Source organism: Enterococcus spodopteracolus, assembly GCF_030441955.1.
Taxonomy (GTDB): Bacteria; Bacillota; Bacilli; order Lactobacillales; family Enterococcaceae; genus Enterococcus_B; species Enterococcus_B spodopteracolus.
Genome location: NZ_JARJHD010000003.1, coordinates 137,695 through 161,814, shown reverse-complemented (window position 1 = coordinate 161,814; position 24,120 = coordinate 137,695). Strand labels below are relative to the sequence as shown.

At 38.1% G+C, this 24,120-nt stretch carries 22 protein-coding genes and 1 riboswitch; of the genes, 13 read left to right on the top strand and 9 right to left on the bottom strand.

The genetic code is table 11. From position 1 onward, the window contains the following. Positions 1-6 precede the first annotated feature (6 nt). Both P3R27_RS05795 and P3R27_RS05790 read left to right on the top strand, forming a co-directional pair. Entirely contained in the window at positions 7-471 is a 465-nt protein-coding gene (locus P3R27_RS05795; RefSeq protein WP_034689239.1) for a low molecular weight protein-tyrosine-phosphatase, read from the top strand. Positions 472-607: 136 nt separating this feature from the next. Next, complete coding sequence (locus tag P3R27_RS05790; protein ID WP_034689238.1) at positions 608-982, top strand: hypothetical protein; 375 nt, start codon at positions 608-610, stop codon at positions 980-982. A 295-nt stretch (positions 983-1,277) separates the two neighbouring features. Here P3R27_RS05790 and brnQ read toward each other — a convergent pair whose 3' ends face one another. The 4 genes from brnQ to P3R27_RS05770 all read right to left on the bottom strand — a co-directional run bounded on the left by brnQ (position 1,278) and on the right by P3R27_RS05770 (position 6,325). Next, positions 1,278-2,642, bottom strand: coding sequence for a branched-chain amino acid transport system II carrier protein (gene brnQ, locus P3R27_RS05785; RefSeq protein ID WP_034689237.1), 1,365 nt, complete (start codon positions 2,640-2,642; stop codon positions 1,278-1,280). Positions 2,643-3,020: 378 nt separating this feature from the next. After that, complete coding sequence (locus tag P3R27_RS05780; protein ID WP_034689236.1) at positions 3,021-3,764, bottom strand: amino acid ABC transporter ATP-binding protein; 744 nt, start codon at positions 3,762-3,764, stop codon at positions 3,021-3,023. Positions 3,765-3,776: 12 nt separating this feature from the next. Further along, the gene (locus P3R27_RS05775; protein ID WP_034689235.1) at positions 3,777-5,372 is read right to left on the bottom strand and encodes an ABC transporter permease subunit; all 1,596 of its coding nucleotides are present in this window, start codon (positions 5,370-5,372) and stop codon (positions 3,777-3,779) included. 212 nt (positions 5,373-5,584) lie between these two features. Then, positions 5,585-5,759: riboswitch (Lysine riboswitch) on the bottom strand. 269 nt (positions 5,760-6,028) lie between these two features. Then, positions 6,029-6,325: a hypothetical protein gene (locus P3R27_RS05770; protein ID WP_010734383.1), complete on the bottom strand. Its 297-nt coding sequence runs from the start codon at positions 6,323-6,325 to the stop codon at positions 6,029-6,031. 176 nt (positions 6,326-6,501) lie between these two features. On the opposite strand from P3R27_RS05770, the gene P3R27_RS05765 reads away from it, so the two are divergent. From P3R27_RS05765 to P3R27_RS05745, 5 genes are all read left to right on the top strand, one after another. Further along, positions 6,502-7,218, top strand: a complete 717-nt coding sequence (locus tag P3R27_RS05765; protein WP_301355182.1) for an NAD-dependent protein deacylase — start codon at positions 6,502-6,504, stop codon at positions 7,216-7,218. Next, a complete protein-coding gene (locus P3R27_RS05760) occupies positions 7,215-8,051 on the top strand; it encodes a chorismate mutase (protein WP_034689233.1) in 837 nt (278 codons plus the stop codon). The genes P3R27_RS05765 and P3R27_RS05760 overlap by 4 nt, the downstream gene beginning before the upstream one ends. A 4-nt stretch (positions 8,052-8,055) precedes the next feature. After that, positions 8,056-8,583, top strand: a complete 528-nt coding sequence (locus P3R27_RS05755) for a transcription repressor NadR (protein WP_034689232.1) — start codon at positions 8,056-8,058, stop codon at positions 8,581-8,583. 206 nt (positions 8,584-8,789) lie between these two features. Next, the gene (locus tag P3R27_RS05750) at positions 8,790-9,020 is read left to right on the top strand and encodes a hypothetical protein (protein WP_241234783.1); all 231 of its coding nucleotides are present in this window, start codon (positions 8,790-8,792) and stop codon (positions 9,018-9,020) included. 94 nt (positions 9,021-9,114) lie between these two features. After that, a complete protein-coding gene (locus P3R27_RS05745; protein ID WP_126133816.1) occupies positions 9,115-11,556 on the top strand; it encodes a hypothetical protein in 2,442 nt (813 codons plus the stop codon). 876 nt (positions 11,557-12,432) lie between these two features. Here P3R27_RS05745 and def read toward each other — a convergent pair. Further along, the gene (gene def / locus P3R27_RS05740; RefSeq protein WP_034689228.1) at positions 12,433-12,996 is read right to left on the bottom strand and encodes a peptide deformylase; all 564 of its coding nucleotides are present in this window, start codon (positions 12,994-12,996) and stop codon (positions 12,433-12,435) included. A 242-nt stretch (positions 12,997-13,238) separates the two neighbouring features. On the opposite strand from def, the gene rpsO reads away from it, so the two are divergent. The 4 genes from rpsO (at position 13,239) to P3R27_RS05720 (ending at position 18,323) form a co-directional block, all read left to right on the top strand. Then, the gene (gene rpsO, locus P3R27_RS05735) at positions 13,239-13,508 is read left to right on the top strand and encodes a 30S ribosomal protein S15 (RefSeq protein WP_010734375.1); all 270 of its coding nucleotides are present in this window, start codon (positions 13,239-13,241) and stop codon (positions 13,506-13,508) included. Between the two features lie 177 nt (positions 13,509-13,685). Next, positions 13,686-15,797 (top strand): polyribonucleotide nucleotidyltransferase, encoded by a 2,112-nt coding sequence (pnp, locus tag P3R27_RS05730; protein ID WP_034689227.1) that lies wholly within the window; start codon positions 13,686-13,688, stop codon positions 15,795-15,797. Positions 15,798-15,970: 173 nt separating this feature from the next. After that, positions 15,971-16,228, top strand: coding sequence for a GlsB/YeaQ/YmgE family stress response membrane protein (locus P3R27_RS05725; RefSeq protein WP_010734373.1), 258 nt, complete (start codon positions 15,971-15,973; stop codon positions 16,226-16,228). A gap of 100 nt (positions 16,229-16,328) precedes the next feature. Beyond that, the gene (locus P3R27_RS05720; RefSeq protein WP_126133817.1) at positions 16,329-18,323 is read left to right on the top strand and encodes a KUP/HAK/KT family potassium transporter; all 1,995 of its coding nucleotides are present in this window, start codon (positions 16,329-16,331) and stop codon (positions 18,321-18,323) included. A gap of 142 nt (positions 18,324-18,465) precedes the next feature. Here the strand turns inward: P3R27_RS05720 and pepG1 are convergent, their stop codons facing one another. Further along, positions 18,466-18,609 carry a type I toxin-antitoxin system toxin PepG1 gene (pepG1, locus tag P3R27_RS05715; RefSeq protein ID WP_126134420.1) on the bottom strand — a complete coding sequence of 48 codons (144 nt, stop codon included), beginning with the start codon at positions 18,607-18,609 and terminating at the stop codon, positions 18,466-18,468. A 260-nt stretch (positions 18,610-18,869) separates the two neighbouring features. On the opposite strand from pepG1, the gene P3R27_RS05710 reads away from it, so the two are divergent. After that, positions 18,870-20,168 (top strand): hemolysin family protein, encoded by a 1,299-nt coding sequence (locus tag P3R27_RS05710; RefSeq protein WP_034689247.1) that lies wholly within the window; start codon positions 18,870-18,872, stop codon positions 20,166-20,168. Positions 20,169-20,215: 47 nt separating this feature from the next. On the opposite strand, the gene P3R27_RS05705 is transcribed toward P3R27_RS05710, so the two are convergent. The 3 genes from P3R27_RS05705 to P3R27_RS05695 all read right to left on the bottom strand — a co-directional run bounded on the left by P3R27_RS05705 (position 20,216) and on the right by P3R27_RS05695 (position 23,067). Further along, the gene (locus P3R27_RS05705) at positions 20,216-21,592 is read right to left on the bottom strand and encodes an MATE family efflux transporter (protein ID WP_034689225.1); all 1,377 of its coding nucleotides are present in this window, start codon (positions 21,590-21,592) and stop codon (positions 20,216-20,218) included. Positions 21,593-21,809: 217 nt separating this feature from the next. Then, positions 21,810-22,133 carry a DUF960 domain-containing protein gene (locus P3R27_RS05700; RefSeq protein WP_034689224.1) on the bottom strand — a complete coding sequence of 108 codons (324 nt, stop codon included), beginning with the start codon at positions 22,131-22,133 and terminating at the stop codon, positions 21,810-21,812. Positions 22,134-22,458: 325 nt separating this feature from the next. Further along, the gene (locus P3R27_RS05695; RefSeq protein WP_034689223.1) at positions 22,459-23,067 is read right to left on the bottom strand and encodes a 50S ribosomal protein L25/general stress protein Ctc; all 609 of its coding nucleotides are present in this window, start codon (positions 23,065-23,067) and stop codon (positions 22,459-22,461) included. Between the two features lie 321 nt (positions 23,068-23,388). Between P3R27_RS05695 and P3R27_RS05690 the strand changes: the two genes are divergently transcribed. After that, entirely contained in the window at positions 23,389-24,105 is a 717-nt protein-coding gene (locus P3R27_RS05690) for a 16S rRNA pseudouridine(516) synthase (protein WP_034689222.1), read from the top strand. Positions 24,106-24,120: the final 15 nt, after the last annotated feature.

Sequence of the window (24,120 nt, the reverse complement as noted above, 5' to 3'; positions counted from 1 at the left end):
AATGTTATGACGAAAGTATTATTTGTTTGTTTGGGAAATATTTGTCGTTCACCCATGGCAGAAGGGTTATTAAAAAAGAAAGTGGCAGAAAAGGATTTGGCAGATTCTTTCGTCATTGATTCTGCTGCAACGAGTACTTATGAGGTAGGTAGTGCCCCTCATCCTGGTACCCAAGCGATATTGGCAAAAGAGCACGTGGATACACGTCAAATGATTGCCCGCCAAGTACGTCGAGAAGACTTCCAGAATTTTGATTGGATCATTGGCATGGATCAATCAAATGTTGCCGATTTGAGGCAATTAGCGCCTATTGAGGCCCAAGACAAAATCCAACTATTTTTGAGTCCGGTCATGGGTAAGGAAGCACAAAATGTCCCTGATCCATATTACACAAATAACTTTGAAGAAACCTATCGATTGATCAATGAAGGCTTGGAAAAATGGCTTGAATTATGGATGGAAGTGAAATAAAATAACAATTGTATTATTTTTATGTTTTAGATAAAAGTTGGTATAAATTAAACTATATTCTTGTTTTTTTAAGAAAAATTGGATAAAATAAGAGTAATTAAGTAACATATTCTTAGCTAGGGGAGGGGTACATTCAATGGATGAAGAAACAGTATCACCAATGAAGAAGCTGACAAAGTTAGTGACTAATACTTCGTTTCAACTTTTTGATTCATTTGTGAATGACACAGAAGAAAAAGCTGAGAATGTACGGTTACAAGGTGAGTTCATTCTAGAACTCCAGAAAGCTGCAGCTCAGAATAGTTTAGTGATTCTACAAGTGCGCGAGAAACCATTAAGCAATAAGTACGAAACCTTTTCCGGTTGGGTAGCAACGAAAACAGTTGAACACGAGCGAGTGATGATCCGCTTGCAAAACCAAGAGCAACAAATCCGAATCGTCCCAATTGAACAAATCGAAAAAATCACTAGTCTTTCACCTACGGGAGACCAAGAGCGATTATCTAAATAAGAATAAAAGCTATGAAAAAGTAGATTGCTTTTTCATAGCTTTTTTATATGTTTTCCTTACTAGAGAGAGCGGATCTAAAGATTCTCAAAGAACTTGATTTGTTGGATAGGTATGAATAAAAAAAGGACCTGCTAGCCGGGGAGCTAGCAGGAAAGGAGTTAAAAATGAAAAAGTGTTGTTAGGGTTGTTTGTTGGTATACTTATATATTAAAGGTGAGTTGTGAATATTTTGTGACGAAAGTTTACCAAAGTTGTTAATTTTTTTATAGAAAAAGTTAAACATCTCTTTGTTTTGTTAGCTAACAATCAAGTCAGACTTTTTTTCATTTTTGAAGAAACTCCAGAGTAATCCGATGATAAAGCCAATCAATGCTGGTGTGATCCAGCCCATTCCTAATGAGAAGAATGGAAGATAGGAATCAGCGAATGTTAAAATTCCTTTGACGAAACTTGTTTGCTTAATTGAATCAGGACAAGCATTCAGTCCATCCACGATGGAAGCGAGTAATGTGAAATATGTGGTCATTCGATAAACAGAAGTACGTTGTTTAAATAATGGGCCAAACAACACAAGTAAGATCAAGGTCATTGCCAACGGATAAATAAACATCAAGACCGGTAAAGAAATCTGAATAATATTCGTCAAGCCCACGTTTGCAACTAAACATGCCAATAAACTTGTTCCGGTTACAAAGAATAGATAGCTTCTTTTAGGAAACAATTCAGTGAATGTTTCTGCGAATGCAGTAATCAGTCCGATACCTGTTTTTAAACAAGCAAGAATCACGATAAAGGCTAATAGGATACTCCCGTAAGTTCCTAGATAGTGATCAGCAATTTGTGCCAAAGCGATACCACCATTCGCACTCATAGGGAATGTTCCTAAACTCATTGTTCCTGCATAAGAAAGTAGGGTATAGATGATCCCCATCAAAACGATGCTGATCGCGCCTGATTTGATCGTATCTCTTGCAATATCAGAAGGCTTTGTGACACCCATGCCACGAATCGTTGTGACGATAATGATCCCAAAAGCTAAGGCAGCTAACGCATCCAACGTGTTGTATCCTTGTGTAAAACCAGTGAAGAATGCTTGGTTTTGGTAGTGAGGTTGTACAGGCGCATCCGCCACTGAGCCAAGTGGGTTGATAAAAGCAAGTAATAGCAAGATGCCTAGTAATACTAAAAATGCGGGATTCAAAAATTTACCAACATAATCCAAGATTTTAGTTGGACGTTTGGATAACCACCAAGCAGCTAAAAAGAATAAGAAACTAAAAATAGCTAAAAATAATGTTTGATTTTCTGCTGGAATAAAAGGTGCTAAGCCAATTTCAAAAGAAGTAGTTGCCAAACGTGGTAAGGCAAAAAATGGACCAATGACTAAATAAAGTAAGACAGTAAAAATAAGTGCATAAGTTTTATTGATTCGTTGTGCTAATTCGTAGACACCAGAGGTCTTTGAAACACCGATCGCAATAACACCTAAGAATGGTAAACCGATCCCTGTAACTAAAAAGCCAAGATTTGCCCAGAAGATATCCGCACCAGCTTCTTGCCCCATATGGACAGGAAATATAAGATTACCAGCTCCAAAAAATAGGCCAAATAGCATGGAACCGATGAATAGATTTTCTTTGAATGATAATTTTTTTGACATAGAAAACTCCTTTACTTTTTTGTATTTTGTTAAAAGTAACAAATTATGTGATGAATTGCAACAATTTTCTGAAAATTATCGAATTCTCTAGAATGATGCTACACATTGACGAAATGACTGCTAACCCTGTGATAGCAATAAGTAGCGTGTTTTCACTGCCTCGAAAAAATGTTAGTCAAAAGATTACTCCAATATCTGAATCTTCTTAATTGAAGAAGTTTCTCACAACCACATGTTACGTGAGGTTGCGCAAAAGTTCAACCGATAAAGCGATCGGAACAAAAACAATAAATAAAAAGAAGAACCGCAACTTTTTGAGTAGGATGACCTTGCTCAATCAAGTTGCGGTAGTTTGAATACTAAGGGTGATTTGATACTTTATTGGTTATTCAAAATGCGTGACAAGAACTCTTTCGTACGTGTTTCCTTTGGATGAACGAAGATATCTTCAGGACTTCCTTCTTCCGCAATCACACCTTTATCCATGAAGATCACTCGGTCAGATACCTCTTTCGCAAATTCCATTTCATGGGTTACGATGATCATTGTCAATCCAGTATGGGCTAGATCTTTGATCGTATTCAAAACTTCACCAACCATTTCAGGATCAAGGGCAGAAGTTGGCTCATCGAAGAGCATCACATCAGGGTTCATTGATAGAGCACGAGCGATAGCGACCCGTTGTTTTTGACCACCAGATAGTTGAGAAGGGCGAGCTTCGATGTATTGTCTCATACCGACTTTTTCTAGGTTTTCGATTGCCACTTTACGGGCATGCTCTTTCTCTCTTTTTAAGACAGTAGTTTGTCCAGAAATACAATTTTCTAAAACATTCATATTATTGAAAAGATTGAAAGATTGGAAAACCATACCGACATTTGTCCGATACTTTGGTAAATTATATTTTGGTGCTAAGACGTTTTCGTTGTTGTAAATGATCTCGCCGCCTGATGGTTTTTCTAGTAAATTGATACAACGTAAGAATGTTGATTTACCTGAACCAGAGGAACCGATGATGGTTACGACTTCCCCTTTATTGACGGTCATGCTAATATCTTTCAGCACTTCATTGTCGCCGAATTTTTTACTTAAATGATTGATTTTGATGATATTCTCACTCATAGGACTGCCTCCTTATTCCTGTAGGTTCGCGTTGTTGACTTCTTCAATTTTTGTATACGCAGTAGGTCCGTCGATTTTCTTCTCAATCACACGTAAGATTCTTGTGATCGTGAAGGTCATGATCAAGTAGATGATCCCAACGATCGTGAATGTTTGGAAGAATTGGAAGTTGGCACCAGAGGCAGAGTTCCCTTGGAAGAATAGATCTGCTACACCAATGACACTTAATACGGCGGTGTCTTTGATATTGATGACAAACTCATTTCCAGTAGCCGGTAAAATATTTCTCAATACTTGCGGAATCACTACTTTACGCATCGTTTGACTGTGTGTCATGCCGATCGCTTGGGCTGCTTCAAATTGTCCGCCATCTACTGCAAAAATCCCACCACGTACAATCTCAGTCATATATGCACCAGTGTTAATCGAAACGATGAACAACGCAGCAATCGTGCGATCCAGAGAAATACCAAAGGCTAGAGCCAATCCATAGAAGATGACCATGGCTTGAACCATCATTGGTGTACCACGGAAGACTTCGATATAAACAGATAACAAGAAATTAGCTACTTTTTGGAAGAAGCGTGTCACTTTATTATCAGATTCTGGAATTGAGCGAAAGACGCCAATCAATAAACCCAATGTTGTTCCTACAACTGTACCGATCAATGCGATAAATAGTGTCAAACCAGCTCCTCGTAAGAACATGTTGCCATATTGATCCCAGATCGTCTTGAAATCATGGAGCAAGCCAGTTTCTTCTGCATCTCCATCCGTTGACGCAGGTTGGTCTTCAATGGCTTGGTCCATGATAGCAATACGATCATCATGAGAAATGCCACTTAATATTTGGTTGACTTGTTGGAGATCAGGATCACCTTTACGCATCCCTACAGCAATCTGGACATCCTCGGGATTTGTTTGAAAGCCATTTGCTTCATCTAGTTCGAGCATTTTCAAGGCTGGGTTAACGCTTGTGGCTGTTACGCCTTCTGGACGTTCGCTGACGTAACCGTCAATCATGCCAGAAGCTAGTGCTGTTCGCATGGCTGAAAAGTTATCCATTGCTTGTTGCTTGTCCACTCCTGGGATCTGATCGATCACGTTATAGTGGAATGTATTCAATTGTGCAGTGATTTTTGCGCCAGAAAGATCTTCTAAACTAGTCGCATTCGCAAACTTACCATCTTTTTGTACGACGATCACAAGTTCTGATTCATAGTATGGATCAGTAAAGTCGATTTCCTTTTTGCGTTCTGCCGTTGGACTCATGCCGGCAATGATTGCATCGATCTTTCCGGATTGAAGGGCAGGCGGTAAACCGTCCCATTTCGTTTGGACAATGACTAGTTCTTTACCTAAACCTTCAGCTACCTTTTTGGCAATTTGAACATCATATCCGCCAGCAAAGCTATTTTGTCCTTGAATTGGATAGGCATTGTTTGCATCTGTTTGTTGAGACCAGTTAAAGGGCGCATAACCAGCTTCCATTCCGACACGAAATTGATCGCTCGGTGTTTTATCATCTGCATGAGCCAAAGTGGTCAAGCTAAAGATCGATAGAATAAACGTAAAAATTAGAGTGAGTGTAACTGAATTTTTTTTCATCTGTCTTCTCCTTTTTGTTTGTTCACGTACGTGGTCCTTCAGACATATACTGATAAGACCAACGTTCGCTCAGCTTCTTTGGCTGGTAACCAAAGCGCTTTGACACGAGTGGTCGAATACATGCATTGCAGTTGCTTATCAAGGAGAAATAAAAAACGACCACTTTGTAGGTACAAAAGGGCCGCTAAATTTCACAGAGTGATAAACCTCTCACAAAACATAGCGCAACTTAGCATCACTGCTAAGACAGTCCGTAAGCTGTTAACTTACGTCCCAACATACTTTTTAAGCAAAAAAAAGTACATTTCGGCGATCCTCCCTAGCCCTGCTTCCACATGTTTGCTCCACTCCACAGGTTTAATGATTCTCGCGACCTCTACCTCATTGATTGAGGCATCTCGTATTCAGTTATTTATACAAAAAATAGTCTACGATAGAGTAGCCACTTTGTCAATGAGAAACTACATTTTTGCAGAAAAAAGTTGATAAATAAAGAAAAATACTGTTTATTTAATTTCTTTCATGAAAAAAGGAAAAGAGAATGTTTTCAAAAAAAGAATAATTATACATTTTATGCAAAACTTAAATGATAGTAAAATAACGAAAAACAGACTGCAAAATCACGCAGTCTGTTTTCTTTTTTATCTAAAAATATTTTAAGCTGTAGCTTTCTTAGGTTCACGACCAAGAATGGCTTGTAAAATAACTGTTACCCCATAAATAGCTAAAACGAGATAGATCAAACTAGAGTATTGTGTGATCCCCCAGCCCCATGTGCGATAAACAACTAATGTAATTGCTAGAACAATTGCTGCCAATACATTGAAAAAGGCAAACGCCCATAGATTTCCATTTTCTTTACGTACTAAATAGAAGATAGAGAAATAAATACTTAATGCTAACCAAGCGATACATGCTAAAATAACGCCCCAATAAATTAAGAATGCAACCATATTGATTCACCTCATTTCATACTAAAAATATACAGATCATTGGTATTGTAGCACGTTTTCATTGTTTTGTCAGTGATGTTTGTGAGTATTTTCTCAAAAAAAATCTCTGAATTTTCATTCGATTGAGGGTATGTTTCATTTTATTTCGATTATAATAGAAGAGAGGTGAGTGATAAATGTTGGAACAAACAATTGAAGAAGCAGCGACAGCGATAATTGAAAGTCAAAAACTGACCTTTCTAACAGGGGCAGGTGTGTCCACACCTTCTGGAATACCTGATTACCGTTCACTAACAGGTGTTTATCAAGGGCTGGATCGTCCAGAATATTTATTGAGTCATCAAGCGATCGATGAAGAACCACAAAAATTTTATTCGTTTCTCAAACATCTTTATCATCCCGAAGCACGCCCGAATATCATCCATCGAGAAATCGTAGAGTTGGCTAAAGAAAAAGAGGTATGGGTCGTTTCGCAAAATATCGATGGGTTACATGAGAAAGCTGGAAGTAAAAAACTAGTTAATTTTCATGGGAATCTGTATCATTGTTATTGTCGAAACTGCCATCAACCTGTTGACTGGCAAGATTATCTTACCAGTGATAAGCATCAACTGTGTGGTGGCCAAATTCGCCCAGATATTGTGTTATATGGAGAAGGGTTCCAGGATGAAGTATTAGAGCAAGCAGCTTTTGCTGTCAGTCAGGCCGACTTGATTGTGATTGTAGGGACAAGTTTCCAAGTCCATCCTTTTTGTGATTTGATCCAGTTTCGCTCACCACAAGCGAAACTATTAGTCATCAATCAGACCTCTGTCTATCTATCAGAGGCGTACCGATTTGTCCAAACAGATGGAACGAAGGTGTTCAAAAAAGTACAGGAGAGTGTAAAATGACAGCTAAAACAGAAAAAGAAAAAATGATTGCAGGCGAACTTTATTTTGCGGGTGATCCAGAATTATCAGCCGATAGAAAATTTGCTCGAAGTCAAAGCCAGATCATCAACCAAGCGGAAACAAGTGAACTTCGCAGTCAATTACTTAAAGAGACATTTGGTGCTACCGGCGAGAAGATTTATATGGAACCGACAATCAATTTTGATTACGGCTATAATATTTATGTAGGTGAGAATTTTTATGCGAACTTTAATTGTACATTCTTAGATGTCAGTACGATCAAAATTGGTGATAACTGCATGTTTGCCCCTAATGTTCAGCTTTATACTGCCACACATCCACTACATCCAGTGAAGCGAAATAGTGGGTTAGAATTTGCTAAACCAATCGAGATCGGCAATAATGTGTGGCTAGGTGGTGGAGTGATCATCACACCTGGAGTGACTTTAGGAGACAATGTCGTGGTCGGGGCGGGAGCAGTCGTGACCAAATCGTTCCCAGATAATGTAGTAATCGCAGGGAATCCGGCACGGATCATCAAACGCATCGATGAACCAATGCCTGAAGAGGCATTGGAAGAGTTGAGACAATCGATTGATCAAATCGATCACCAATTAGTAGAACTACTTGAAAAAAGAATGACTACCGTCACGAAGATCGGTGACGTCAAACAAGCAACTAACCAAGCGGTTTATGATAAAAAAAGAGAACAACAAGTGTTGGATAAAGTTGCTAGTTGGTTGAAAACACCAGAATACAGTGAGACGATCTTAGCTACTTATGCAGATATCATGAAGCACTCACGAAACTATCAAAAGAAACGAATGGAGTAGATAAATGATTGAAGGAGAAACTCGCCGAAAAGAAATTATTGAAACGCTAGTTGATGCAGAGAAACCTGTCAGTGCCAGTAAGTTTGCTACTCGTTTTGGTGTCAGCCGCCAAATCATTGTAGGAGACATTGCGTTGCTACGAGCGGCAGGAGAAGCGATCGTGGCGACGGCCAGAGGATATCTTTTGGAAGATGAACAAGCCAAAAATGGGTTCATCAGTAAAATCGCAGTACAACATCAGAGAGAACAAACAGAGGAAGAATTACAGTTGATCGTTGCTCATGGTGGCGAGATACTAGACGTTATCGTTGAGCATCCCTTGTATGGCGAACTGACAGGAATGCTTCATATCAAGACAGCAGAAGATATTCGTTCATTTATGAAACGTTATCGGAAAAGTCAGGCTTCGTTATTGTCTGAATTAACGGATGGGATCCATCTGCATACGATCCGTTACTCACATAAGGAAGTATTGCAACAAATCAAACAAGGCTTGGCAGAAGCAGGTATCTTGTTCGAAGGGAATCAATAATTTACTTTATGAGATTGAGATAGGAGTGTTTTTACTTCTATCTCAATCTCATTTTTTCTTTATTTATAAAATAATTGATTTATGCTATGGCAAAACTTTAACTATACTGAACAGAAATGCTACAAATACTTTTATTGAAAGAGGGAGAAAAATGCTTCGAGGAACAAATCAAAAAAATTCTTTGCTTTGGAGTAGCTGAAAGCAATTTGGAACAACAGTTGAATGATAGAGAACTCAGGAAAAAAACAAATCCATATGACCCATTGGTTTATATGGACGGGTTAGTCGACGATCTCATTCAACAACCTTTTGAGAATTTCTCTCTTCAACCTAAAGAGTTGATTGACCAAATAAAAGCAGGTAGCAAATATCCACTATGGGAAGAGATTCAAGCCATCATGATGGAGGACCCAAGGTTTCAATTGCAAAGCAAGTAAACGGTCCGTGTCAAGGAGCCTTCTCGCTGACTAAGTTAAAAATACGTATTCGAAAACGAATGGATAAAAAATAATAATTATTTGGAGGTCAACGATGTTAGATCAAACAACAACTGACTCAACGAATGAATTTAGAAAAAAATTGGATATATTAGCTTTGTCTTTATCACTACAAGAAAATATCAATAATTTTGGTTTAAATAAAGATTATCAATTATTATTCTCAACGTATATTCAAATGATTCGTGATGATCAAGATGATTTTTTTATTGAAAAGAGACAAAAAGAAAATATCATTGAATCGCTAAATCGGACAATAGATTTTTATGATTTTGAGAAAATAGAACAAGTTCAAATGATCTTGGAAAAATTGAGAAATAATGATCCAACAGATTTCATACTTATTCCCTCTTCATTTTATCCAGGGGAGTATGGAGAGATTTCGTCGCATACATGTGGATTAACAGTCTATAAAAAGAATAACTCTTTTGTAATTATGAAGGTGGATAAAGAGAAAGGATTCGATGATCAAACTGTTTCTTATTTTGAGATTCCTCCAACAAATATTTTGAAATTAAGTCAACTATTTCTTGATGAGCGATTTCATGAAGTTCGAAAACCCTATTTTGTATTGAACAGATTAGCAACTCTTTCCATCCAAAACGAATCGATCGGTATACCGGCCATCACGATGAAAGGACAAAAGAGTGGAAATTGTTCCGTTAGCGAAGTCGATGCTTCTTTAAAAACAATTTTATATAATTGTAGAAAAGATCTCTTTTCTTTAGATACGAGTGAGCAAGTGACGCCTAAATGGCATTCAGAACATGCTGAATCAATTTTGGAAATGCGTAATCGATTTCTGATTGCTTTAAAAGGAAAGAATCCAGAGCTAAATCGGCAGTTGGATTATATATACCTTTATTATTTATGTAAAAAAGGGCAGCTCAAAAGTGAATTTTTAAAAAATATTTATACTAAAAATCGTCGATGGCATCTACAAATTCAGTTTCTTTTTAAGGAAGATCCATATATTTCAGCAATATTCAATAATCCTGGACAACTCCCAACTATAGATGAGAACCTGATCCAAGAAAAATCCAACAATATCATTAAGTCACTGGGCATTCATTCTACGAGTAAGCTTGCAGAGTTTTCTGCTGATGATTTAATAGAATATCTTAATCGAAAAAAGTACATAACCAATATAATCAATGGTCGTTTACCATTTATCCAGGTTCCGATAGCTAAGGAAATGATCCAACGAATGATAGCTAGTTTAGAAAAGAAAAAACAGGAAGTACAAGGGGAATTACACCAACGCAAAGTATCAAAAGAAAGAAAGATAGAACAGAAACTGAGCGAACCTGTATCGATCCATGACCCGCAGAAAATGATTTCTCCAATAGAAAAAAATGTCGAGAACTTAAAACACATATTGATTTTTGGTGAAGATAAGAATAGAAAAGGCTTAATTGAAAAATTGGATCATTTAGATCATAGACAAAAAAAGATACCCTATGATCCGAAAGTCTACATAGAAATGATTTTTCATGCCTTAAAAAAGCGTTCATTTAATTCCATGGATTTAGAAAGAGCAATACAAGACAATCCTCTACTTAAAGAAATCATTCACGTAATAAGAGAAAGTACAGATTTGAACTTAAATGCTGTTTATCCAATGCAATTATTGGAAGAGAGCCAAAAATATGCACAAACAATGGAACCTGATAATCAAATCCTTGAAGAGATTGCAGATGCGGGGATCCAAAACCTATTGCTCCATCATTCTGAATTGATCCTGATTGAAGCGGTAAAAAAAAGAGAAGAGGTTGAGATATGGGTACCATTAGATTCGCTTCATCAGCAAATGGATCAAATAATGGACGGTTTTAGAAATGATGTGTTTGATCATGCTCTGCGAGTTTTGTATCTTCAAAGAAATCAACTACAAGGTAGACTTGTTTTTTGGAAAAATGAGCAAAGAGTAGTTGCGCCATGGGAGCGTGAGCCAGAATTATGGGCAAATCGTGTGCCAAAATCAGTTATCAAAAATAACACCTTTCCTATAGAGGTAACCAAAAAAGCAACTATCGATGTGCTTCCACCGTTAAATGAAGAGACAAAGAAATATGAACGGACATTCACTTCGCTAGATACGATCGAACCACAAAAAGCTAAGGTAGTAGTCAATGATAACCTTAAGGATTTCAAGAGTGTCGTTACCCAATTAAGCACGATAGTAAAAGAAGACCAAGTTATAGTGGCCAAAATTCGTTCAAATGAACAGAAGAGTGAATTGGACAATCTTAAAAGATGCTTATTTGGAAAAGAAACTTCACAAAATAAGGAAGGGGTTATAAAGGAATCCTTAGATGAGCTTAAGCTGTGCAAAAATGTAAGTACGCTATTTGAACAGATAGTGCCTGAAACCAGAGGCAAAATGAAGCTAGAGCCACTACAAAAACCAATAAAACGAGTGGTTGATCAAGCGACTGATCAATCAATTCAAAAAAAAGTCAAACGTATCAAATAAGAATGGTAGAAACGAATGATCGAAGCACGAACACTAGAAAGAAAGCTAAAAGTAAATCCCATTGCTTTAGTAGTATTGTGACTCGGTTCAATAATCTATTTAAAAAAGGGAGAAGCATTCCAGCAGAAAATGAGACAACCAAACAAACCAATCCAGAAAACGTTAGGATGGCTACATTGTTAACTGATTTCCGACCAACTAAATTTGGAAAGAATTTCGGGATACCCCAGAAAAAAACATACCAACAAAAAACAATGTCGGAACGTTGAGTAACCAAAATCCGAAGGACAAGATGACTGAAAGTGGTAATGATTTCAACAAATAAGCAGAGATGCTTGCATTGTTTTTTTCTTTAGAAAAAGAATAAAAGACTATGAAGACTATAGTAAAAAGTTTATAAGACAACAATAAGATAAGCAAAGCAAGAAAGATCGAGCAACGCTGATGTCTGTGCCAATGCAAGGTTTTTTGAAAATGAGAATTGAACAAGTAGGAAATCCCGAAACAGTCAATTATCGATGGAAAACTTAATGTAGCTGAGGTGAGCGCACAACTAAAAACGTGTAATCAAGTTCTTCTTCAACAAGATAAATAACTTCTACGAACATAAGCGAAATCCCTCTTGTAGAGAGAATAAAACAGAAGATGTTAGACAAACAAAAGAAGCTTGAGTTTGAAAAAAGAGTGACTATGCTCGCATTATTGTTAACTTTAGAGACAAAGGACAAAGAGTTTGTCCAGATAGCTGACTATAAATGATTGATATCCACGGACGTAAAATGCTGGAATCAGAGATGATCTTTTACGGTAGAAAAAATGAACAGAGAAAAGCAAATGAAGTTGCTTTTCTCTGTTCATTTTTGTGATTATCCATTATTACTCGATCACCAAGACGCCTTCTTTTAAGGCAAAAGGATTTTGGTCGTTGATATGGTCATAGAACATTACGCCATTGATATGGTCAATTTCATGTTGCACCACGATTGATTCGTAATTCTTTAAACGGATTTTTTGTTTCTCCCCATTTTTGTCATAATACGAAAGCGTGATTTTTGCATGGCGCACAACATACCCAGGAACTTCACGATCGACTGATAAACAGCCTTCACCTTCACCCAAGCAAGCATTCTGGACGGAATGGCTCAAGATTTTTGGGTTATACATGACCGTACTCAACGTCGGTTTTGTGATTTCTGGATCTGGATTTGGTACGTGGACCGCAATGATCCGTTTTGAAATATCAAGCTGGGGCGCAGCTAGGCCGACACCACCACGTAAATTTAATTCTTCTGCTTTGATTGGATCTTGACTATTTTTAAGAAATTCCAACATTTCTTCTCCTAATAAAAGATCTTCCTCACTGAGTGGAAGAGTGACTTCTTGCGCGACTTCACGTAATGTTGGATTGCCTTCTCGAATAATATCATCCATTGTGATCATGGAATATGTACCCCTTTCTTATCAAACACTCTCTTTTCGGTTAATAGTTTACCATAAATTTGAAAAAGTAGTAGCCTGATTGTTTAATCAACTAGATTTTCTTAAGGATTCTACACTTGATTTATTAGAAAGATTCAGGTAAAGTATAGCTGTATGTTTAAAGCATATGTCCTGTTACTTGGTTAAACGAATCACCAACGTTTTACTCAGTCACAGGGGAATAATTAAACGAGGTGAAAGAAATGGCAATTTCAAAAGAACGTAAAAACGAAATCATCAAAGATTACGCACGTCATGAAGGAGATACTGGTTCTCCAGAAGTACAAATCGCTGTATTAACTGAAGAAATCAACCACTTGAACGAACATGCACGTGTTCACAAAAAAGATCATCATTCATACCGTGGTTTGATGAAAAAAGTTGGTCATCGTCGTAACTTGTTAGCTTACTTACGTAAAACTGACGTTCAACGTTACCGTGAATTGATCCAACGTCTAGGCTTACGCCGTTAATTTTTAACAGAAAGTGGGGTTCGCGTGAATCTCACTTTTTTACTTTAAACTATCAAACATTTCTGTGAATCAGCTCGATGGACTCCTACTAACCAAATGAAAGGTGCAAAAGCTCGCTTTCGCGGTTTTCGTTTGTTTAGTAGCGTCTAGCGTTCACGAGAAAGAAAAGGAGTATTTATGTCAGAAAAACAAGTTTTTAAAACGACATGGGGCGGACGTCCCTTAGAGATCGAAGTTGGCCAATTAGCCAAACAAGCCAATGGAGCAGTATTAGTTCGTTATGGGGATACGGTCGTATTAAGTGCGGCAGTTGCTTCAAAAGAAGCGAAAGATACAGATTTCTTCCCATTGACGATCAATTATGAAGAAAAAATGTATGCAGCTGGTAAGATCCCAGGAGGATTTATCAAACGTGAAGGTCGTCCAAGTACGGAAGCAACCCTGACTGCTCGTTTGATCGACCGTCCGATCCGTCCAATGTTTGCAGAAGGTTTCCGTAATGAAGTCCAAGTCACAAATATCGTGATGAGTGTAGAAACAGATTGTTCCCCAGCAATGGCAGCAATGTTAGGTTCTTCCCTAGCTTTATCGATTTCAGATATCCCCTTCGATGGACCGATCGCAGGTGTTGAAGTTGGTCGTGTCAATGGTGAATACGTCTTGAACCCAACAGTTGAACAAGCAGAGACTACCGATATCGAATTAAGCGTAGCTGGTACAAAACAAGCAATCAACATGGTTGAAAGTGGCGCGAAAGAAGTTTCTGAAGAAGATATGCTGGGCGCATTATTATTTGGATTTGACGCAATCAAAGAATTAGTCGCATTCCAAGAAGAAATCGTTCAAGCTGTCGGCAAAGAAAAAATGGAAGTTTCTTTATTACAAGTCGATGCTGATTTGAAAAAAGAAATTTTTGATGCATCGTATGGCACGATGAAAGAAGCGGTCATGACAGAAGAAAAATTAGCTCGTGAAGAGAATATCGCCCAAGTAAAAGTCGATATTCGCGAAGCTTATGCAGAGAAATTTGCGGGTCATGAAGAGGAAGCGCAATTACTAAAAGAAGTAAAACAAATTACGGAAGATCTTGAAAAAGACGTCGTTCGTGAGTTGATCACGATTGACAAAATCCGTCCTGATGGTCGTAAATTAGATGAGATCCGTCCTTTAGCATCAGAAGTTGGCTTGTTGCCACGTGTTCATGGTTCTGGATTATTTACTCGTGGACAAACACAAGCACTATCATCATGTACATTGGCACCTTTAGGGGAACACCAAATCATTGATGGCTTAGGTGTAGAAGTCAGCAAACGATTCATCCATCACTATAACTTCCCACAATTTTCTGTGGGTTCAACTGGTCGTGCCGGATCACCAGGTCGTCGTGAAATCGGTCATGGTGCATTAGGTGAACGTGCATTAGCACAAGTGATTCCTTCAGAAGAAGAGTTTCCTTACACGATCCGTCTAGTGGCAGAAGTACTTGAATCGAATGGTTCATCTTCTCAAGCAAGTATCTGTGCAGGTACTTTAGCATTGATGGACGCAGGTGTGCCAATCAAAGCACCTGTAGCTGGTATTGCTATGGGATTAGTATCTGATGGTGAAAACTATACGATTTTAACAGACATCCAAGGTCTAGAAGACCATTTAGGCGACATGGACTTCAAAGTTGCCGGAACAAAAGATGGGATCACAGCACTACAAATGGATATCAAGATCCAAGGTATCACGGAACAAATCTTAAAAGAAGCATTGGCACAAGCAAAACAAGCACGTATGGAAATCTTAGAAGAATTGACTTCAACGATTGCTACACCACGTGAAGAGCTTAGCCAATATGCACCGAAAATCGAAATGATCCAAATCGATCCTGCGAAAATCAAAGATGTCATCGGTAAAGGTGGCGATACGATCAATGGAATCATTGATGAAACAGGCGTGAAGATCGATATCGATCAAGACGGTAAAGTAAGTATTGCTTCTTCTGATAAAGAAATGATCCAAAAAGCAATCAAGATCATCGAAGATTTGACAAAAGAAGTCAAAGTTGGCGAAGTCTACCTTGGTAAAGTTGTTCGTATCGAAAAATTCGGTGCATTTGTCAACTTGATCAAAGGGAAAGACGGCTTAGTCCATATTTCTCAATTAGCGAATGAACGTGTAAACAATGTAGAAGACGTTGTAAAACTAGGCGATGAAGTGTTGGTGAAAGTGACAGAGATCGACAAACAAGGCCGGGTGAATCTTTCAAGAAAAGCAATGTTGAACGAAGAGGACAAGAAGTAATTCTATCATTTTAAGATAAAAGTTTTTTAATAAGCGTACTACTACGAAAATAATTTTATATTTTCAAAAGTAGTACGCTTATTTTTTTAATCGTTAAAGAAAAGGCATAGAGGGTCAATTTAAATTTTCTTAAAAAACACTTAGTTATTTAAAGTGCAAAAGGAGGAATGGAAATGATCCATTTTTTATTCTCATTAATAGTAGGTGGCATATTAGGATTCGTTGCTGGAGCTGTTCTTAATGAAGATGTACCAGGAGGCGTCACTGGAAATATTATTATTGGTTTCTTTGGAAGTTGGTTAGGTGAATTTGTGTTAGGCGATCTAGGTCCATCTATCAGTGGCTTTTATCTTATCCCATCCTTGATCGGGGCACTCGTTTGTTTAGCTCTCTACTCATTTACTGCTGATTATTTAAGAAGGCATCGTTGACTTAGTTATTTTTATCGAATTGATTGACACCAAGGTTGAATCCTTGGATAATTAGGTGAAATTTAGGTCAATCATAGGATTGGAGAAATGAGGGGGAACAGTGACAACAAAGCATAACACAAAAAAAATCTCGATGGCAGGGTTACTAGTAGCCATGGGAGTTGTTTATGGAGATATTGGTACAAGTCCGCTTTATGTAATGAAAGCAATCGTAGAAGACAATGGCGGCTTGCGAGGGATCAACCCAGATTTTGTTATCGGAGCAGTCTCCTTGATTTTTTGGACTTTGACATTATTAACAACGATCAAATATGTCGTGATTGCATTAAATGCAGATAACCATGGGGAAGGTGGTATCTTTTCTTTATATACTTTGGTTAGAAAAGGCGGTAAATATCTGATCATACCTGCAATGATCGGTGGCGCAGCATTGTTAGCAGATGGCGTACTGACACCTGCTGTAACGGTTACGACCGCTATTGAAGGATTACGTGGGATTCCACAATTCTTTGACCGTTTCGGCAATGACCAGAACATCATCGTTATTATTACTTTAGTTATTATTTTTGTTTTATTCATGGTCCAACGATTTGGCACAGAAGTCGTTGGGAAAGCATTTGGACCGATTATGTTTTTATGGTTCACCTTTTTAGGTGCTATGGGCATGTTTAATTTCAGTCAAGACTGGACAGTGATCCGTGCCTTAAATCCTTATTATGCAATCCAGTTGCTATTTAGTCCTGATAATAAGCTAGGTTTATTCATTCTAGGAAATATCTTTTTGGCTACTACTGGGGCGGAGGCGCTTTATTCTGACCTAGGACATGTCGGAAAACGAAACATCCGTTTAAGCTGGCCGTATGTCAAAGTATGTTTGGTCTTGAATTATTTTGGGCAGGCAGCATGGCTGTTGAATGTCTATCAAAATCCAGAAACACAAGCAATCGAAAACTTGAATCCATTTTTCAAAATGATGCCGGCTAGTTTTACAGTCATCGGAGTAGGATTTGCAACGATTGCAGCTGTTATCGCTTCGCAAGCACTAATTACTGGATCATTTACTCTAGTTTCAGAAGCAATCAAATTGAAATTATTGCCTCGATTGAAAATCATGTATCCTGGAAGCAGCATCGGACAAATGTACATTCCGGCAGTGAATTTGATTCTATGGATTGCTTGTTCACTGGTTGTCGTTACCTTTAGAACCTCACATCATATGGAAGCTGCGTACGGACTGTCCATTACCGTAACGATGTTGATGACGACTGCCTTACTTTATTTCTATTTGCTCCAAACTGGCTATCCGAAGTGGTTGGCTCATACAATTACCTTTTTCTTTGGGGCAATCGAAGTCGTCTTCTTTATTTCAAGTATCGTGAAGTTCTTCCATGGCGGTTTTGTCGCTGTGTTGATTGCTTTAGTCATTCTAGCAGTCATGTTTGTTTGGGAACAAGGAAATATCATTCGTGAATCGGTCGCAGAAGAAGTGGCATTAAAAGAATATATTCCACAACTTCAAGCATTGAAAGAGGACAAGACCTTACCAATGTATCAAACTAATGTGGTTTTCTTAGTGCCGGATATGGCAGATGGGAAGGTCGGTCGCCAGTTTGTGTATTCCATTTTAGATAAACGACCAAAGCGGGCGAAGGCCTATTGGTTTGTCCATGTAGAAGTAACCGATGAACCCTATACGAAAGAATATCAAGTGGATATGATGGGGACCGATTTCGTTATTCAAGTGAACCTATTCTTAGGATTCCGCGTGCAACAAGAAATCAATGTCTACGTTCGACAAATCATCCACGATTTAATGAAACAAGGACGTCTACCAAAACAACCACAGACGTATTCATTGACTCCAGGAAGAGAAGTCGGCGATTTCCAATTCATCTTGATCGACGAAGTAGTTTCCAATGTAACAACTCTTGGGAAATGGGAACGACAAATCATGCAAGCTAAACTTGCCATCAAGAAAATCGCTACGACGCCAGAAACATGGTTTGGTTTAGAATACAGTGAAGTCAAACATGAAACAGTACCTTTGCTGATTGGTGGAACAAGAAAAACATGGTTGAAAGAACGGAAAAAATAAGTAGATAAAGCGTTAGATTATGCTATACTAAAACTGAAAAGAGGGGTTGCAATAACAACTCTCTTTTGATAGCGTTGTTTAAAAAACAGCGGCATAGGTTTAGTTAATTGTTGTAAAAATAACCGTCTTAAGCCGAGGACGGTTATTTCTTTTTGTCGTTGTTAAGCAATGCTACAACCAACGTGACCAGAGCGACGGTAAACATACCAAAGCTGAGCATCAATTGGACTGTATCGAGTGCCGACAAAAGGCGTCTCCTTTCATAAGAGTTAGAAAGTATGGGCATACGCACCACCTCACTTGCGGAAGGATAGCCATTTTCATTGAACTGTACTGTCACATAATAGCATAGCACATGCGCACATTTTAAACCTTAATTAATAAATTTCTTGTTATTGAATAGCTGTTGAATGTTAGTGACACAAGTGAATAAATCCTTCCATTATTTAGAGTGATCTAGTGGGAGAAGCAGAAATCAAAAGCCTCCTAGTTATACTCTTTTTACGAAAAGTTGTACAATTAAAATGGAAAAGTGAGGCGAAACAAATGGTAGTAAATTTTGTCATATTATTTTTGATGATAGCAATCACTGCTTTTTTTGTTGCGAGTGAATTTGCTTTAGTAAAAATCAGACGTTCCCGTTTAGAGCAATTGGAAAAAGACGACGTGAAGAACGCTAAACTAGCGTTACATGTGACCCACCATTTAGACGATTATTTATCTGCAAGTCAGTTGGGTATCACATTAACAGGCTTGATCATTGGTTGGGTTGGCGAAGGTTCTGTGGCAGCATTATTGGAACCCTGGATCGGTCAACTTCCGATTGGACGGGGAATAAGTGCAACGATCTCTGTCGCATTAGGGTTCATTCTGGTGACATATGTCGACGTTGTGGTGGGAGAACTTTTGCCGAAAAGTTATAGTATCGTCAATACGGAACAAGTTGTGTTATTCGTAGTCAGACCCTTGCATTATTTTTATCTGGCGATGTTTCCTTTCATCTGGGTATTGAATCATTCGGCAGCAAGCTTAGGTAAATTGCTAGGCGTGAAGCTAGTATCAGAAGGTGAAGAAACACTCTCACAAGAAGAATTGACTTTAGTTGCCCTCAACTCTTACCAGCAAGGTGAGTTGACAAAGGATGAATACCAGTACTTAGAAAATGTCTTTGAGTTTGATGACACGCTGGCAAAAGACATTCAAGTCGATCGGACATCGATGCAAGTATTTGATGCGTCAGATACAGTCAAACAAGCCATCAAGGAATCGATTGAACGCGGGCATACGAGATATCCTGTCATACTGGAATCCAAAGATAATGTGTTAGGATACGTTACATTACCTGCGTTGATCAAACAATCTTTAGAGGATGACCAGATAACGGTGGAGTCTCTGATTGAAGAACCAATCGTGACAGCAGAAACTATCCCCATCAAAAAACTATTGACGATCATGCGAAGAAAAGGAAAACATATAGCGATCTTAAAGGATGAATATGGTGGAACAAGCGGTCTTGTTACGATTGAAGATATTTTAGAGGAAATCGTCGGCGAAATTCGAGACGAAACAGACGTGGATCAAGCTTTGATTGCGAAACAAGAAGATGGTAGCTATATTGTTTCAGGAAAATTGACCTTAGATGATTTTGAGCGCTACTTCAATGAGGATGTTCCAGAATTTGAAGAGACGAATTTCATCACTCTCGCTGGTTTTATGTCGAGCTATCAAAAAGATATCGAGGCAGGTACAGTGATTACGATCGGTCAATTTCAATTCACCGTTTTGGAATATGATCATGCGCATATCGACTATTTCAGCTTGATTATTTTACCAATGAATCCATAAAAAAAAGTGTTCTTCCAATAAGTATAGGAGGAACACTTTTTCTGAATCTAATAACTGATTTCAGCATCTTCAATTGAAAATTGCTGTTGTTCGGCATCTAACTGTTTCAAATGTTTTACAGCGCGGATATAAGAGTAGAGCAAGACGATTACAGAACCAGCCCAAGCAAGTGGTGAAGCGAGAGCGGCTCCTGGATAGCCCCAGATTCCAGTCAGAATAATTGCAGCAAAAGAACGCATGATCAGTTCCATCATCCCTGCAATCGTCGGTACTTTACTTTGACCAAGTCCTTGTAAAGTGTAACGTAAGATGAATAGGATAGCTAAGATCCAGTAAAGAGAGCCATTGATGTTGAAATACGTTTGCGCCAAATCAAAAACGACAGTTTCATTTGCGCTGACAAACAAGCTTACCAATGGTCGGCCAAGGAAAATAACAATTGCTCCGGCTAAGAAACTAAAGCCAATACTCATGACTAATGTTTGACGAACGCCTTTTAAGATACGTCCATATTGTTTCGCTCCATAGTTTTGTGCTGTAAAAGTCGCCATCGCAATCCCAAAGGACATCATAGGTTGAACAGCAAATTGATCGATTCGACCAGCTGCGGCTTGGGCAGCGACGACATCTGTACCTAAGCTGTTTAATGCAGATTGCAGGACGATTGCACCAATCGCAATGATCGAAGATTGGAAAGCCATTGGTAAAGCAACATTTAAATGTGTGCGGATCTCTTGTTTATCGAACGAAAAATCTTTTTTACGTAACTGAAGCATCGGAATCTTTTTCTTGATATAGACGATACATAATAGACTAGAAGCAATTTGCGCAATCACTGTTGCAATAGCAGCACCTTCTACTCCCATACCGAAGTTGATAATAAAGATCAAATCCAAGACAACGTTGATAATTACCGCAACGATCAAAAAGAGTAAAGGCGTTCGACTATCACCAAGTGCGCGAATAACATTTGACAATAAATTGAAGCTGACGGCAGCAAAGATTCCCCATAGGATGATCACGATGAATGTTTGTGCTTCATCAATGATATCTGCAGGTGTTTGCATCAACTGAAGCATCGGACGAATAAATACTAAGCTAAGGACGGTTAAAATCACAGTAATAATGACACTAATCATGACACTTGTAGCAAAACTTTTTTTCAAACCACGGAAGTCTTTCGCACCATATCGTTGTGCGGTAATAATGGCTAAACCAGCGGTTAGACCTTGAGCAAAGCCAATAATCAAGAAAGTTAATCCACCGGTAGCTCCTACAGCAGCTAGTGAGTTTTTCCCTAATGTCTGCCCAACGATGATCATATCAACCATGTTGTAAAACTGCTGAAAAACATTGCCTATCAATAAAGGGACAGTAAATAGCAAAATCAGTTTGGCTGGGCTTCCTTTTGTTAAATCGCGCATCTTGTAAACTCCTTATTTCTTTTAAAATTTAGTTAGTAGTATATAGTGTTTACCCTTGGAATACCAATTAGAATCTCATGATAAATAAATAGCTAAAATGCTTTATGTTTTCTGGAAATTTTCAGAGAAGGTCATCATAAAAGTAGCCAAGAAGTGAGTCTGCGATGAAAATCAAAGAGTCAACTACTTGGCTATCGTGCAAAACAAAGGGTTTATTTTAGTACTGTTTAATTTCACTTGGGAGAAGAATGGTTTCTCTGGTCCCATCATCATAGGCAAATACTTGCGCCGGATACTGTGGAGAATAAGGGAATGGCAAATCGATCCCCATCTCAACGGTACTGCCTGCTTGAGAAAAATGCAAGGTTACTTTCCCATGATTATTAATTAAATCAAAAGCTAAAATATTATCTAATGGAATAACACCCTTAAGGTCTAAATCAATAATGAACCAAATACTATCGATCAGTTCATCTGGTAAACTTGATACCACACCTAATGATGCGTATCGATTACGGTTATTATCAAAACTTTCAAACATCGGCTTAGCCTCCTTTGTCTAAAAAACCGAAATGACGAGAACAACATATTATTATCAGGATAAACGAGTTATACTTTTTTAACGTTGGTTCATTCTAATAAACATTTATACAAAATGCAACAATATTTGCATACTTTTTTTTAAAGTATAAGAATTTTTTAAGAGGTCATGCAAAAACCTTATTATATAAGGTTTTTTAAGCTTGTAGGGAAATACAAATAAGGGGTAATAAATAGGAAACTACTGGTCTTTGAAATACTTTTTTAAGAGAGAAATAAAAAACGAAGCAATGACACTAGTCATCGCTTCGTTGATCAAAAGACGTTTATTCTTCAGTTGAACCAATCACTTCTGGTTCAGCTGCTTCACCAGTTGGTTCTTCTTCTTCTGTTGGTGCAACAACTGCGGCGATTTGTTCTTCTCCATCAGTAATGATCGTGTATGCGTCATTTTTCGGTAGATCCGCTACAGTGATCGAATCACCTAATGCTAAATCAGTGATATCCACTTCGATGTTTTCTGGTAATTGATCTGGTGTAGCAGAAACAATCACAGTATATAGGTTTTGAGCCAATACACCACCAGATTTCACACCAGTAGATTCACCGACAAGGACAACTTCTGTTTCGACTTCTGTTTCTTCTGTCATATTAACAGATAGGAATTCCACGTGTTCTAATTGGTTGGTAAATGTGTTTGATTGGATTTTATGAACAAGTGTGTTGACTTTTTTTCCTTCAATGTTCATTGTGATAACTGTGTTTGCGGCATTCTCACGCAATACTTTACTAAATGTCGCACTATCAAATGAGATTGGCGTGCTTTCTACATTGTAGCCATAAACGATTGCAGGAACTTTTCCTTCATGACGCAATTTGTTTCTCAACGAACGGGGACGTACTTCTCTTTTACTTACTTCTAATGATACTGACATAACCAAAATTCCTCCTTAAAATGTGACTGTCTGCTTTGGTGTCAGACAGATTTTATTTAAGTGAATGTCACATGGTCTCTTGCACATTATCAGGTAGCGCGAAAAAACGCAAAAAGGCAGATGCGCGCATCTGCCCTTAAAAAGTCAGAATTCAACTTTTCTCCACCAGGTCATTACGCTGTGTATGAGAAATCCAATTCACTTTACTCTTTAACCGTAACGCGAATTTCTAAGTAAGTCAAGGAAACAACTTAGCGTTTCCATTTTGCAAGGTGTAAGTTTAAGGTTATAATGCGTATGTAGCTAGGAGAGGAAGCAGTTATGCGGTTAGATAAATTAATAGAAAAAGAATTAGAAACGTCACGTAAAGAAATGAAACGACTTTTTGCGATGAAACTCGTACGTATCGATGGTAAAGTGGAACAGAAACAGAATCGTAATGTGGATAGTTTGCTTCACTGTATCGAAGTGGATGGCGTAAAGCTACATACAAATGAAGTATACTTTATGCTGAATAAACCGAAAAGAGCAGTAACAGCGGTGACAGACATGCACAAAACGACTGTTATCGATTTGTTGGCTTCAGCCGACCGCACCCAGCCTTTGTATCCAGTGGGGCGATTAGATCGTGATACAACAGGGTTATCGCTAATCACTTCAAATGGACAATTAGGCTATGAAATGTTACTGCCTGAGAAGAAAGTGAAGAAAACATACGTAGCAGTCGTCAATGAACAAGTGACAGAAGATGATCAAGTTGCTTTTGAAAAAGGGATCATCTTTGATAGTGGCTATCAGTGTTTGCCAGCCCATCTAGAAGTCTTGGATATCCAACAAGGTCAAAGTATCGTACGCCTGACGATCCAAGAAGGAAAATTCCACCAAGTGAAAAAAATGTTTTTGGCTTATGGAAAAAAAGTGACTGCGTTACAACGTATCAGCATGGGCCCATTACAGTTAGATCCACATTTAGCTGAAGGTTCATATCGTTCATTGACGTTAGACGAACTAAAAAAACTGAAAAAATATTTTAAATAGAAGAAAATAGGAGAA

Coding starts and splice junctions, on each gene's coding strand:
- P3R27_RS05775 (WP_034689235.1), bottom strand. CDS start 5,372: ATGAAAAAAAATTCAGTTACACTCACTCTAATTTTTACGTTTATTCTA.
- P3R27_RS05690 (WP_034689222.1), top strand. CDS start 23,389: ATGCGGTTAGATAAATTAATAGAAAAAGAATTAGAAACGTCACGTAAA.
- P3R27_RS05705 (WP_034689225.1), bottom strand. CDS start 21,592: ATGCGCGATTTAACAAAAGGAAGCCCAGCCAAACTGATTTTGCTATTT.
- P3R27_RS05790 (WP_034689238.1), top strand. CDS start 608: ATGGATGAAGAAACAGTATCACCAATGAAGAAGCTGACAAAGTTAGTG.
- P3R27_RS05710 (WP_034689247.1), top strand. CDS start 18,870: ATGGTAGTAAATTTTGTCATATTATTTTTGATGATAGCAATCACTGCT.
- pnp (WP_034689227.1), top strand. CDS start 13,686: ATGTCAGAAAAACAAGTTTTTAAAACGACATGGGGCGGACGTCCCTTA.
- brnQ (WP_034689237.1), bottom strand. CDS start 2,642: ATGTCAAAAAAATTATCATTCAAAGAAAATCTATTCATCGGTTCCATG.
- P3R27_RS05695 (WP_034689223.1), bottom strand. CDS start 23,067: ATGTCAGTATCATTAGAAGTAAGTAAAAGAGAAGTACGTCCCCGTTCG.
- pepG1 (WP_126134420.1), bottom strand. CDS start 18,609: ATGCCCATACTTTCTAACTCTTATGAAAGGAGACGCCTTTTGTCGGCA.
- P3R27_RS05755 (WP_034689232.1), top strand. CDS start 8,056: ATGATTGAAGGAGAAACTCGCCGAAAAGAAATTATTGAAACGCTAGTT.
- P3R27_RS05760 (WP_034689233.1), top strand. CDS start 7,215: ATGACAGCTAAAACAGAAAAAGAAAAAATGATTGCAGGCGAACTTTAT.
- P3R27_RS05745 (WP_126133816.1), top strand. CDS start 9,115: ATGTTAGATCAAACAACAACTGACTCAACGAATGAATTTAGAAAAAAA.
- P3R27_RS05700 (WP_034689224.1), bottom strand. CDS start 22,133: ATGTTTGAAAGTTTTGATAATAACCGTAATCGATACGCATCATTAGGT.
- P3R27_RS05725 (WP_010734373.1), top strand. CDS start 15,971: ATGATCCATTTTTTATTCTCATTAATAGTAGGTGGCATATTAGGATTC.
- P3R27_RS05765 (WP_301355182.1), top strand. CDS start 6,502: ATGTTGGAACAAACAATTGAAGAAGCAGCGACAGCGATAATTGAAAGT.
- P3R27_RS05780 (WP_034689236.1), bottom strand. CDS start 3,764: ATGAGTGAGAATATCATCAAAATCAATCATTTAAGTAAAAAATTCGGC.
- P3R27_RS05795 (WP_034689239.1), top strand. CDS start 7: ATGACGAAAGTATTATTTGTTTGTTTGGGAAATATTTGTCGTTCACCC.
- def (WP_034689228.1), bottom strand. CDS start 12,996: ATGATCACAATGGATGATATTATTCGAGAAGGCAATCCAACATTACGT.
- P3R27_RS05770 (WP_010734383.1), bottom strand. CDS start 6,325: ATGGTTGCATTCTTAATTTATTGGGGCGTTATTTTAGCATGTATCGCT.
- rpsO (WP_010734375.1), top strand. CDS start 13,239: ATGGCAATTTCAAAAGAACGTAAAAACGAAATCATCAAAGATTACGCA.